The sequence below is a fragment of the Clostridium sp. 19966 genome (genome assembly GCF_032335695.1).
Taxonomy (GTDB): Bacteria; Bacillota; Clostridia; order Clostridiales; family Clostridiaceae; genus JACTOJ01.
The window spans coordinates 16,201-30,192 of record NZ_JACTOJ010000031.1 but is presented as its reverse complement, the minus strand read 5'-3'; the positions used below and the strand labels follow the sequence as shown (position 1 = coordinate 30,192).

The window sequence follows — 13,992 nt, the reverse complement described above, 5'->3', positions numbered from 1 at the left end:
ATAAGGAAACTTTTCATTTACCAATCTGTTGAAAATAGCAGTTGATTAGCCCTTATATCTATTATCTTTAGGAATTTTATTAATAAAAATTTATCTTTTAGTACAATGATTAATTAAATTTTGAAATAAATGAAGTAATTTCTTCTTTAGAAGGCATCGATCTAATAGCTCCTCTTCTGGTAGTAACAATCGATGATGCTGCATTTGCAAAAGTTAACATTTCTATCAGCGATTCCTCTGTATAATCATTAAATCCATGCTCCAAGACATAATTTAAAATACATCCACAAAATGTATCTCCTGCTCCTGTTGTATCAATAGTATTTTTTTGAATAAAACCTTTTTGCTCTATTGATATATCCTTGTAAAACGCTTTGCTACCTAATTTACCTCTCGTTACTAATATTAGTTTAATATCATAATTCTTTTTTATAGCTTTTATACCTTGTTCGATATCATTATGCCCAGTGACAAATTGTAGTTCCTCGTCAGCAATCTTCAGAATGTCACACTGACTGAATCCATATAGTATTCTTGTCTTAGCTTCCTCTAAAGATTTCCAAAGTGGTGGCCGCAGATTCGGATCAAAGGATATTAATAATTTGTTATCTTTAGCAATTTTTATTGCCTTTTCAGTAGCGTTTCTCACACATTCATCTGTCATAGATAATGAACCAAAATGGAATATACTCCCAGATTTTATGATTTCTTCTTTTATTTCTCCTTCGGTCAGCATCATATCCGCACCTGGTTTTCTGTAGAAAGAAAAGCTTCTATCTCCATCTGGTGCTGTATGGACAAAGGCTAAAGTTGTATTTATTTCTTCATCCATAACTAAATTTTCTGTTCCTATTCCTATTTCTTCAAGAGTATTCTTCAAAAGATGCCCAAATTGATCATTTCCTACTTTACCTATAAAGCAAGTTTTCTTACCTAAGTTTTGAAGTATAGATAAAACATTGCAAGGAGCTCCTCCAGGATTTGCCTCAAACAACTGATTCCCTTGTTCAGTTACTCCATTTAATGTAAAATCTATAAGTAGTTCTCCAAGTGATACTACATCTATTTCCTTTTTACCTACCATACAAGTATCTATCTCCTATCTTCATATAATTACGTTTATCTGATTATAAAATTTATGTTCTAAATGCCTGTTTCTATCTCGTCATATAAATCAACTTCTCCAGGCATCTGATACCAATAACAAGTTGCTGCATATAAACATTTATTTGTATTTTCCCAAATATCGCTCTTATACTTTTCAATAAAACCTTCAAAGGACGAATTAAAAGGTATGTTATCACAAATATGGAATCTGCTCACTGAAGTGTGTCCATTTCCGTCAATAGGCGTATATGGTTGACAAGCAAAAGCACTATCGAATATTGAAAATGGTGGTTCTGCAGCCCAAGCATATCCTATATAATCTTCACTTCCTGTACCAAAGGTTGATGGAAACTTCTCACCATCTACAAAAAATTTTTCATCGCCTTCTCCCCACCACCAGTCTATGGTTTTCTTATCCCAACGACCGTACCACCAGGACTCTGGCTCTTGTTCAGGCTTTTCCCATGTGTTTAAAACATGTAGATGTACTCCACAAAAACGCCCCCTACCTTTTGCAAGAAGTAAAGGCCAATCCGGCCATCTATCTCCATCTTCTAAATATCTTTTTTTATCGAGATAAAAAAAACTATTCTTATGCCATTTTGCATGAAAACGCATTAAATTATCATCAGGCTGATTTAAAGTTTCAAATATAACTTCGATTGATAAACTCACATCTATATTTCCTTGATTCTCTATCTCAAGCAGCGCTCCTTCCGCAAAAGGCATATACCAATAACAATAGAATAATTCTTCTGACATACCCAGTGGCAGAGACTTGTAAGCATTTATTCCTGGTGCACTACCAAGAAATTCTCCTAGTGGAGCCCACACGGATGCTTTAGTATCACTATCCCATTTAATTGATATAGTTAACTTTTCAATTGCTTTTTCGATATCAGTTTCTTTATTAATATTGGGTTTTATTTTAATAGCAGTAATAGCTCCCCTACCTTTTTTATCACATATAATAGTTCTACCACCTGCTTTTATTGTGAAAAAACCTCCTAAAGAATAATTATCATCTTTTACTTCATACGGATACTTTCCCCTTTGCTGAAGAAATCTGTCTGCTTTAGCTAACTCAATTGAAGATTTCTTATCAAAGTTCCCTTTATATGATGGAAGCTCAACATTATCTGGAAATTTGGAATAAGTTATATGATAGTATGCTCCCCAACCTTCTTCTAAGAGAATCTTGCAACTCTTTTGATATGCTATAGGAATATATGAATTACGTCCTCTAGATAAGGTTGGTGTAAGATTGGGAAAGTTCATAGGACATCCTTCCCCGTTAAACTTTTCAAAGTAATCCTTAAAAGGCTGATCTAATACCAGCTCATTATCTATATATATTTTTATATGTCCTTCGTCAGGATATGCTGACCACAAACGCCATATAACCCCTGGTCCATCTGTTTCAAGCGCCACTATGCTGTTACCTTCTTTTCTTATATATCCAGTTCCATCATCATTAGCTCCCCAATTTTTATAACTATCAGTTTCTTCAATATATACCGATGCTCTATCATAACTAGAAAAATTACCTGTTTTCTCTTCAGCCACAGGAGCTATCGCTAGTGCCTTTAAATCATATAATCTTTTAATTAATTGAGAATAAGTTATTTTGTTATGACTATCCAAATTACTTTCTCCTCTCGCTTATACTATATATCTGATTGAGTCCCCATGATCATCAATATAATCTATAATTGTAATCTTACTTTCTAAATTTATATATAGAGTACATCTTTTATTTTCTTTTTCCCACAGAAGACGTATTTCATATTTTGAAGAATCCAAAACCAAAAATTCACCGTTAAAAGCAGGATACTCATTTCTAAATCTAATAAGTCTTAGTAATCTCTTGACCACATCTTTACTAAGTGATTGTTTTATATCCTCAATACTATAATTATGTCGATTAATCTCCCTTCCATCTCCTGTCTTTACAGCTCTATCATAATCATTTTCTCCAGCAAGCAATCCTACATAATATACTTGAGGAATTCCAGGTGCAAAAAATTGAATTGCTCTAGCAGCTAAATATGCATCATCATCACAGCCTAACATAGAATAATATGTTCCTCTAATCTGATGAACATCAAATCCATCTTCAGACTTATGCTCATTAGATAAAATCAAACTCAAATTCGAACCCCTTTTGACGCAAATATCTACTAATTTTTTAGCTTCTTTAGTATTAATGAGTCCATCCAAGTCCGGCTTAACTGGTACACCATCATGACAATCAAGCATTGTAAACTGTTTTTTAGGTCTTACTTTAAGATATTTGCATAATTCAACACTTGACTTATTTATTAATGTATTTAATATTGCATATGGCAATATAAAATCATATATCCAAAATCCGTGTTCTGCCAGTTTATTCTGTATGGAATAATGAGAATGAACTTCTGGTAACAGCTCAACTCCATATGAATTAGCTAATTTCATAATCCATTCAAGAAAATCATATATTTCAGGTTCAACAAAAAAACAACTAGTTCCAAGCTTTTTGATAACATATCCAACTGCATCTAGTCTTACTATCTTCACATTATTTCTACTAAAATTTATAAAGAAACTTTCTATGAGTTGTTTAACTTTATCTGATTTAATATCTAGATCAATTTGCTCAGAAGGATCAGATTTTCCAAATGTCGTCCATACCATTTCTTCTTTACCATTTTCTTCTATTGTAAAGATCGAGTATGGACGTTCTCTTCTAAGGAAAATCTTATTTATGTCTTCTTTTACAGGCTTTCCGTCTTTCCATAATTTATCCAATGTAATGAAAAAATCTGCATATTCAGACTTTCTACCATTTTTTAAAAAGTCTTGAAAATACAAAGACTTCTGTGAGATGTGATTAACCATCAAATCCACTAAAATATCAAATTTATCTCCAATAGCTTTTATATCCTCCCAGTTACCAAAGTTCGAATCTATTTCTGAATATGTTAATGGAGCAAATCCCCTGTCTCCAGAAGAAGGAAAAGGCGGGAGTATATGCACTCCACCTTTAAAAATATCAGAAAAATAAGTTGTAAGAACCCCATTAAGCATTTTCAAGTTTCCACCTAACGAATCTGGATATGTAATAAGCTGCACTTGATTTTTTATGGGCATACTATTCACTCTCCTTTTGCAATGTAATCTATGCTACAAGTTATACATACTTTCTATTTCTTCAAATCTCGGCAATGCAACAACTGCCCCTGTGTACTTAAGCTTATAAGCACTAACCGCAAACCCTAAGTTCAAAGCTTTTCTAATTGTATACCCTTTAATGATTCCAGTATAGAACCCAGACCAGAATGCATCTCCAGCACCTGTGGTATCTATTACTTCAGAGGCCATAGTATCAAATCGAACAGTTTCTACTCCATTTGATACTATAGCACCCTCCTTACCTAAGGTCATTATTACAAGTTTAGCACCTAGCTTTAGGAATTTTTCAATCTGATTTTCATTGCTGTCTTTTCCAAATAACCTTTCCGCATCATCCTCTGAAGGTTTCACTATATCAACTTTTTTCAATATAGACTTTACATATTCTATTCCATTCTCCCCTTTTTCCCATATCATAGGATGAAAATTTGGATCGAAGCATACTAACGTGTGCTTTTCTTTTGCTTTTTCAATAGCTCTTTCCATAGTCGCTCTAACAGGCTGTTTAGATATAGGCCAGCAGGAGAAATGAAATATCTTTGAAGACTCTATAGCTTTTTCAAATTCAGTAGTGTACATAAGATGATAATCAGCTGCTCTGTAAAATATTGGCACAGGACTTTCTTTGCTCTTTGTAACTAATACCATGCTAGTAGAACACTCTATCTCTTGAACATAAGAAGCATCTAACTCAGCATCCTTTAAATGTTTTATCAGAAATTTACCAAGTCCATCCTTACCTACAGCAGAAGCAATAATAGATCTTATACCTAGCTTTTTCACATTCATTGCTATATTAGCTGGTGAACCTCCGAAATGTTTTTTATAGCTATCACATTCAAAATCATCACTATATTCAGTTGATATCATGTCAACCAACATTTCACCTACAGTTAAAAGGTCATTTTCTTTATCTTCAAAAACAATTCTTTCATCTAATTTGAACATATTAATCTCCTTATAACTCAATATCCCATTTATCTAGTTTATTAATTATTACTTCATCATCACTAAAAAATTCTACCGATTTTGCAGTAGCTTTAGGATATACAGTTGATGTTATAACTCTCTCTCCATCCTGAATAAATATCTCTACAGACGTTCTATCAATAAAAATCCTTAATTTTAATTTATTGTCTATTAAATTAACAGCTACTTTTCTCACATATTTTATATCATCTTCTATTCCTGCTGCTGATATATCTTGTCCATTTTTTGAACGATCGAATATAAATTTACCTTGATCCTTCTGGTAATACATAACTGTCTCATGTTCTTCGTCTTTTAATACCTTGATTCCAAATATGTTTGACTTTAAAGCATCTATTTCTAACTCTAATTCGATGTTTTGCCCTTCTACTTTGTCTAAAGTGAGCGATTTTTTCACTGCTACTTCCTTATATTCCACATTATTAACTCTATATTCCTTAATTTCTTCCACTGGTAGCTGATATAGCTTGTTATTATTTATCTTTAATTCTCTTGGCAGAGTCATAGCTCCAGCCCATCCATGTCCTTTTTCATTTGATGGCATATTCATATCCCACATCTGCATCCAAGCAATCATAATACGTCTGCCCTTTTCATCCACTAAAGTTTGAGGGGCATAAAAATCAAATCCTCCGTCAATTTCATCTATTACAGAAGTATTAAAACTACATTTTTCAATATCACACTTACCCAATAAATAGATACTTGAATGTACATTGCAGTACTTATCTCCATCTCTTTCAAGAAATTGAGGGGACATTATAATTACATCTGTTTCCTCGACTTTAAACAAATCTGGACACTCCCACATTTTTCCTAACTTATTTTCACTTTTTAAAAGCGTTCCCACATAACTCCATTCAGATATGTTTTTTGATTTATACACAAGCAATTGTCCACTTTCATCTGGATTTCTCGAACCTACTAAGCAATAAAAGTAATCTCCGTTCTTTAAAATCTTAGGATCCCTAAAATCCTGAGGAAGAGCATTTGTTGGTAAATCCTTTGTTTGTATAACTGGATTTGCAGATATTTTTTCAAATTCAATTCCATCTTCAGATAATGCAATATTTTGTAACTGTCTAATATTTTCTGGTTTTTCCAAATCAGGATTTGTGTTTCCTGTATACATTAAATATAGTTTTCCATCTTTTTCAATGGCTGTACCAGAAAAACATCCTCCGGCATCATAGTACATATCCGGTGCCAATGCTACAGGTAAATGTCTCCACTTAATTAAGTCACTGCTTTTAACATGCCCCCAGTGCATAGGTCCCCATTGGCTGTCATATGGATAGTATTGAAAAAAAAGATGATACTCCCCATTATAATAAATGAAACCATTAGGATCGTTAATCCATCCTATCTCAGGCATTACATGATATTTTAATCTATATTCTTCATTAACCTTGTCTTTATTTTTCGATATATAATCACGTGCATTAGAAAGTCTGCTCATTATGCTTCTCCTTTAAATTTATTTGAATAATTTTTTATTAATATGACTACTTATCTTGCCTAATATACTGCTAATATAAGTTCCCTGAACTGAGCTTCCCCTTCACTCACAAATACTCCCCACTTACCATCTTTCAAATCATATATTCTAGTACTCATTGCTACTTTATCATTTATATAAAATTCGCATATGCTGTTATCAACAATAATTTTAACCTCGTACTCTTTATCTGGTTCTAAATTAATAGGTCGTTCAAGCTCAACCTCATAAGGAAGTGTTTTACCACCTTCTTCACTCTGCATAATATGCGAAGCAAATATCACTCGGTTTCTATTTGGTTCAAGCTGAAAATAATAAGCTTTGTCTACATTTGAATTTGCTCTAAGTAAGAATCCCAATTCCTTTGTGTTATTCGTAAACGATAATTTCCCAGATATCCTGCATTCATTAGGCATTTCACCTCCAAGTGCACATGAAAAACTATACTCTGATTTTGTTTTAACTTTATTTTCTTCTATATCCCATTTACCTATTGCTGGGCTGAACATTTGTGGAATAATTCTATTAAACTTTGTATAAATAGTATCTGGAACTTTCACAGACAACTCACCATCAGCTTCTTGTACTAACTGATGCACAACAAGATTTCCTCCCCAATCCCAAGTATTGTAATCATTACCTTTATAGCCTTCTGGATTCCAATGAAATATATTATCTGTTTTTGTAGGATTCCAGCCAAATATATAAGTATTCTGACCATCGAATCCTGTCTTGCCAGCATAGAAAGCTCTGCCGTCAAAAGTATCAACTTTTGGTGATATCCACGGACCTTCTGGAGATTTACTCATCCTATAGTAAGTTCCAAACCTATTAGTATAAGCCGAATAAACCAAGTACCACCAGTCACCGATTTTAAAAATATCCGGGCATTCGTGAGCGCCAACATTAATGTTGGGTGAATACATCGGAGGCTTTATGTCCCATTTATTTAAATTTTTTGAAGTGCAAAGTGCCACGCAGCCTTTTCTATTTCCTTCGCATTTAGCTCTAGCGGCCACAAGCATCCAGTATTCCTTTTTTTCTTCATTCCAAAATACATGCGGATCTCTCCAATCAGTTAGCTCATATAGCTTTTCATCAGGTCCGAAAGTATCCTCTTCAACTTTTGTCCATTTCACAAAGTCACGGCTTACAGCATGACATACAAGCTGCTTGTTGTCTGGAAATTCACAAAAGAACATGTGATACAAATCATCTTTTTTAATTACACTGCCAGTACCGCCATTTATTTTACAGGCTCCATGCTCTTTAAAATCTATAAAATCTTTAGTACTAAGTAGAAACCAGCCTGTTTCTTTAGAAGGATCATAGTTTTCTCTCCAACCATGAAGATAAAAAAGTTTGAATTCGCCATCTTCAAAATAAGGAATAAAATCCCCTACATATGCATTTTCAGGCCTAAAAAAAACTTTTTCCATTGTTTATCATCTCCAATCCCATTTTCATATTATATAATCATCATAAAATCCCGTTTAAAGCATCATTTAACATTTTCATTTTTTCACGTGTCGGTGCTTTCAAGCCATTAGCATCATATTGTAACGCTAAACTTTCATATTTACTTTTTCCAAGATTATGGAATGGTATCAACTCAACTTTTTCTACACCGGCTAAATCTCTTACAAACTTTGCGATGGCTTTTACTGAATTGATATCGTCATTTACTCCAGCTATTATAGGGCTTCGTATCCAAAGCTTCTTTTTCAACTTCGCAAGCTTCTCTATGTTTGACAAAATCAATGTGTTATCCACCCCCGTAACAGCTTTATGTTGAGTTCTATCCATGGTCTTAATGTCAATAATAAATAGATCTATAAGTTCAATAAGATTTTCTATGCTGTTCCATGGAACATTAAAAGCTGTTTCTATAGCTGTGAAATAGCCTTTCCCTGAGCACTTATTCAGTACACCTTTTAAAAATTCTACTTGCAGCAGTGGTTCACCACCACTAAATGTAACGCCGCCACCTGAAGCGATATAAAAGTTACTATCTTTATCAATCAATTGAATAAGTTCTTCTGCTTCCATAAATTTTGCAGACATTAACAGTGCATGTGAAGGACATATCTTTACACATTCACCGCAGCTATTACATTTATCTCTATCAATAAAAATATTATTTTTATTGAATCCAATAGCTGACCTACTGCAAAGCTTTAAGCACTCCATACATTTAATGCATCTATTCTCAAAAAACTGTAATTCAATATTTTCTTTTAAGCATTCAGGATTATGACACCAGAAACATCTCAGATTACATCCTTTAAGAAATACCGTGGTCCTTATACCTGGACCATCATGAGTTGAAAACCTCTGCACATTAGATACAATACCTTTCAAAGCCATCAGCATCCTTTATGATTTTTATTCATTAATTATTCTAGCTATTATGTGATCCTGCAAATCTTCTGTTAAATCTATGAACCTCGCATTAAATCCCCAAACTCTTACTATTACATCGCCATATCTTTCTGGATTAAGCTTTGCTTTTCTCAATATTTCTACATCATATATAGCTGTATTTAGAACCACTATTCCAGACTTAAGAGCTGCTGACATTAAGCTCTTCAATATCAGGTTTCCCAAATCGTCTCTTGTAACAATGTTTCTAGACAAGGTAAGATGTAGAGGTGAAGATGCGAACCCCATATAAAGCGGAGCCTTTACTGCAGAATTAATAACAGATGTAGGGCCGTTTTGTGCTCTTCCAGGTGTCGGAGAATAATGTTCTGCTATTGGGTCGCCTAATCTTCTTCCATCAGGCGTAGCTCCAGTAATTTTTGCAAAAGTATTAAAATCTATATTATATAATCCTGGCCAAATCACTTTTCCATTGGGAGTTTTATAATTAACCACATATTCACAAAACCTCCTTGCAATATCCGCTGCAATCGAATCTACAAAGTCATCATCATTACCAAATTTAGGGGCATTAATTAGTCTTTGACGCAGAATTTCATTATTTTCAAAGTTATTTTTTAGTGCCTCCACTAATTCATTCATATTACAATAGTAATCTTCAAATACTACTTTCTTTATAGCAGCAAGACCATCTGCGACTGTTGTTATCGAACCGGAAAGCAGTTGAAAACATTCTATGCTAAATCCTCCTCTCAAAGGATCCACTGCTTTTTCTAAACATCTTGGAAATGCTCCGCTAAGAAAGGGGGAACTCACTACTTTCTCTTTAAATTCAATCATATCTTTACAAATCGTCTGAAGTTTTGCATCTGTCTGATATAGGTATTGCCTCATAAATGCTTCATAAACCTCTTCATACGAATTCATAGCCGTAACATCTCCAGATTGAAAACCTAATTTCAAACCAGTCTTAACCTCATTTTCAGGCATTTGATTAGTCCATTTTTTCATAGTAACCTTTTTAGGAATGCTAATGTTTTCTTCTCCGTTAAACATTGTTAATTCTAATGACTTTACAGCCTCCATCTGGTAGAAAAATATCCCACTTTCACCATCAATAACTAATTCAGTGCATCCGTCATTGGAATAATTTCTTGCAGAAGCTGTAGGTATCCCTTGTTTTATCAATTCTGGAATAAGTGCTTCATCGTTATATATAGTTGGCTGTCCTTGTCCTAGTTGCTGAAGCTCAATAATTTTATTAATAAATTTATCCGATGTATTAGAATGAATTCTCACATTCATGTGAGGTTCGGCTTTTTTTACTATCATTGATACTTCAAGCATAAAATAGCTCAACTCATTAGTCGCATCGTTACCTTCACTATCAAGTCCACCGAGCATAAGATTTTTAAGTGTATCACCTGTACCCGCGTCATTAAAAGCTTCCCATAATTCACATAATATATTTATAGCCTTTTCTTTCGTCAAAACTCCAAGGTCTACATCTCTTTTATAAAACGGATATAAATATTGATCTAATCTTCCAATTGATGAAGTGAAGGGACTTCTCAATCGCCAAGTAAACCAAAATAACTGAACTGCCTCTAAAAAGTTTTCTGGAGCTCTATGACATAATGCTCTGCAATTATCAGCAATGTTTTTAAAATTTTCTCTATTTTCATTGCTAGACTGCAACTTGTTTTCAGCCTCTGTTACATGTCTAGCTATATATTTGATAGCAGCTTCATATACAAGTTTTATAGATTTTAAAAATTCTTTTTGCTCTGGGGTATATTCAGCCTTTTGTTTGTTGGCTTTTTTAACAATTCCACTATAGCCAATATTTAGGAAACTAGTATTTATAGGAAAATGATAATTATCAAATCCACAGAAAAGCTTTTCTGAACTAAATTTCTTCCAAAGAAATTCGTTATTATCACTATACAATTTTCTAGGTCCTGCTATAACTCCATCCTGAGGTATATATACCGGCAATTCCTCTAAATAAGTTATATAACCATCTGCAGCCATTTTTATTTTTTTAATTCTTTTATTGATGTCCTTCATAACTATTTGCACTCCTTTCACCATTCATTAGCTACTTAAGGTATCTTATTTAAAGGAATATGCCAATTATAAGCATATTCCTTTATTGCTATTATTTGTTTTCCTTGTTATACCTATCATAGGCTGCCTGAGTAATCTTCAGATATTCATCAAGTCCTATTTTCTTTAAATTGTTTTGATAGTCAGCCCATGCAGTATCAGTAAGTCCTCCATTCATTAGCCATTGAGCTTTCATTTTATTAACATATGCAGTAAGGTCTGTCTCAATCTGAGTTCTCCTACTAGTTTCATCTGCTGTATAGAACAATGTTGGAAGATGTTCTTTTTCCATATATGGAACAAAAGTATTTTGAATTCTGTTGATTCTTTCCACAGCTCTTGGTTCCATACTGACTATGTTCTTAAAATCGTCAGCAGTTACTACTGCGACTCCACTTGGAGCAACCTTCTGTCTGTATTCACCAGCTGAAACACCTGCTGGCAAATCCTTGTTTACTAACTTCCCATCTTTTAAGTCATATACTTCACCGATTGGTCCCCAGTGAATCTGTGCGGCCATTAATGGAGCATACAATTGATCCACCCATCTAGAAGTAGCTTCTAAATTTTTATCATCTTTTGTTATAACAAAAGCACCTCTCCCCCATTGCGAACCATTTGCCCAGGCAACATCTTGTTTTCCATCAGGGCCTTTTAACGGACCTACAAGAGCATAGTCTTTAGCTCTATCAGTACCAACTATTTCATTTTCTTCCCACCATACAAATGATCCTAAAGTCTCATCAGGAGTTTTACCTTTTGCGAACAATGAATCTGAAGTTTTTGTATCTGTAAATGATGTCTTATCTATCAAACCTTCCTGAACCCATTTGCTGAAATATTGAATAGCTTGCTTATATTCAGACTGGGCAGCTGTATACATAACCTTTTCGTTTCTTACTATTAGATGATCATTAGGGTCAGGCATTCCAAAAGAACCAAAGAAGTTTCCGATATCAGCACACCACCAATCTTCGATATACTTCATAGGATCTTCATCATTCTTACCATTACCATTTGGATCATTATTCTTAAATGCCAACAAATCTGTATGCAATTCATCTAAGGTAGTTGGTATTTTTAAGCCAAGCTTATCTAACCATTTTTTATTAATGAAGTAGAAATATGGATCAGAACCTATGGTGCCTTGTCCACTGCCCATTTCTTCACCAACTGGTAATGAATATATTTTACCGTCAGGTGATGTTATAAATTTCTTTAATTCAGGATTGTTGGCTAAAAGCTTTTTAACATTTGGCATGTATTTATCGATTAAATCAGTTAAATCAATTATTGTTCCATCTTTACTGTATTTATTAAGATCCGCATCTGAGAAACCTGCGGCATAAAATGCATCAGGCAAATCTCCTCCAGCTAGCAATAGATTCTTCTTTGTTTGATAATCGGTGTCAGGAATATTGTTCCAATCGATATGCACATTAGTTGACTTCTCTAAATTCTTGAATATTGTCATTTGATTATATTCTGGAGCCAATGCAGCCTTAGGTGAAACCATTTTTAATGTTATCTTATTTTTTACGATTGGTAATCCTGTTGCATTTACATTGGAATCTTTCCCAGCACTAGAAGATGAATTATTACTTGAACATCCACTTAACGCTGTTGAGCATACTATTAAAGTAGCCAAAACTAATACTAAAGCTTTTTTCTTCATAATTTTTCCCCCTCAAAATATGTTTAGTTAGCTGTTTTTAATAGAAATAATAATCTTGCATCCCTCCTTTATACTACTAACTTATATACTACTTTTAGCATCCAAGTAAAAATAATATTAATTTTGGGATTATGCTGTATATGAACACATAAAGTAGGATATTATCCTTTTATTGAACCAATCATTACACCTTTTACAAAGTATTTTTGCAAGAAAGGATATATAATAAGCAGTGGGAGAGATGATACAATAATTACTCCGTACTGAATAAGTTGCCTTACTCTTTCCTTAGCCAATAAAGTATCTACATCTGTCACCATTCCCTGCTGCGGCTGAGATTGTATCAATATATTTCTAAGAATAAGCTGTAATGGATATAATTTTTCCTTATTGATGTAAATCAATGCATCGAAGTATCCATTCCATTGCCCAACTATAGTGAACAATGCTATTACTGCAATAATCGGTTTTGATAATGGCAATATTATTTTTATAAAACACTTAATATCAGAACATCCATCTATAGCTGCTGCTTCTCTTATTTCTTCAGGTATGCTCATACTAAAAAATGTCTTTGTTATAATTAAATTAAATACTCCCACGGCATTTGGTATAACCATTCCCCAAACTGTATCCAACATATGGAGATTTTTTACTACCAAGTATGTCGGAATTAGTCCACCACCAAAGAACATAGTAACCATGAACATTGCCATAAAAAAATTTCTTCCATAGAAATCTTTTCGTGATAAAGGATAAGCTGCAGTAATAGTTAATGTAACAGTTACTATTGCTCCAAGAGCAGCATATATTACCGAGTTCTTATATCCTGTTAAAATTGAACTATCATTAAATATTCTTTTATATCCTTCTAGTGTAAATCCTTTGGGAAAAAGAAACACATGGCCTGATTGTACAAGATTGGGGTCACTTAAAGAAGCTATAACTATAAAATACAGTGGATACAACACAATTAATACAGTAACTGCAAGTATAATGTAATTAATTAGGTCAAACATTATATCTTCCCTAGTCTTTCTTTTTGCAAAAATCATTT

The 13,992-nt window shown here is 33.4% G+C and carries 10 protein-coding genes; all 10 read right to left on the bottom strand.

Annotated features, from left to right (window positions below; translation table 11 throughout):
• Positions 1-109 precede the first annotated feature (109 nt).
• The gene (locus IAI10_RS21495) at positions 110-1,084 is read right to left on the bottom strand and encodes a PfkB family carbohydrate kinase (protein WP_315675369.1); all 975 of its coding nucleotides are present in this window, start codon (positions 1,082-1,084) and stop codon (positions 110-112) included.
• Positions 1,085-1,143: 59 nt separating this feature from the next.
• A complete protein-coding gene (locus tag IAI10_RS21490) occupies positions 1,144-2,751 on the bottom strand; it encodes a glycoside hydrolase family 172 protein (protein ID WP_315675368.1) in 1,608 nt (535 codons plus the stop codon).
• A gap of 18 nt (positions 2,752-2,769) precedes the next feature.
• Positions 2,770-4,239, bottom strand: coding sequence for a sucrose phosphorylase (gtfA, locus tag IAI10_RS21485; RefSeq protein WP_315675367.1), 1,470 nt, complete (start codon positions 4,237-4,239; stop codon positions 2,770-2,772).
• Positions 4,240-4,272: 33 nt separating this feature from the next.
• Entirely contained in the window at positions 4,273-5,229 is a 957-nt protein-coding gene (locus IAI10_RS21480) for a sugar kinase (protein WP_315675366.1), read from the bottom strand.
• Positions 5,230-5,239: 10 nt separating this feature from the next.
• On the bottom strand, positions 5,240-6,730 hold the full coding sequence (locus tag IAI10_RS21475) for a glycoside hydrolase family 32 protein (RefSeq protein ID WP_315675365.1): 1,491 nt from the start codon (positions 6,728-6,730) through the stop codon (positions 5,240-5,242).
• Positions 6,731-6,789: 59 nt separating this feature from the next.
• Positions 6,790-8,208: a glycoside hydrolase family 32 protein gene (locus IAI10_RS21470; protein ID WP_315675364.1), complete on the bottom strand. Its 1,419-nt coding sequence runs from the start codon at positions 8,206-8,208 to the stop codon at positions 6,790-6,792.
• A 40-nt stretch (positions 8,209-8,248) separates the two neighbouring features.
• The gene (locus IAI10_RS21465; protein WP_315675363.1) at positions 8,249-9,130 is read right to left on the bottom strand and encodes a glycyl-radical enzyme activating protein; all 882 of its coding nucleotides are present in this window, start codon (positions 9,128-9,130) and stop codon (positions 8,249-8,251) included.
• 24 nt (positions 9,131-9,154) lie between these two features.
• On the bottom strand, positions 9,155-11,221 hold the full coding sequence (locus IAI10_RS21460) for a pyruvate formate lyase family protein (protein WP_315675362.1): 2,067 nt from the start codon (positions 11,219-11,221) through the stop codon (positions 9,155-9,157).
• Between the two features lie 91 nt (positions 11,222-11,312).
• The gene (locus tag IAI10_RS21455) at positions 11,313-12,935 is read right to left on the bottom strand and encodes an extracellular solute-binding protein (RefSeq protein WP_315675361.1); all 1,623 of its coding nucleotides are present in this window, start codon (positions 12,933-12,935) and stop codon (positions 11,313-11,315) included.
• 161 nt (positions 12,936-13,096) lie between these two features.
• Entirely contained in the window at positions 13,097-13,990 is an 894-nt protein-coding gene (locus IAI10_RS21450) for a carbohydrate ABC transporter permease (protein ID WP_315675360.1), read from the bottom strand.
• Positions 13,991-13,992 lie beyond the last annotated feature (2 nt).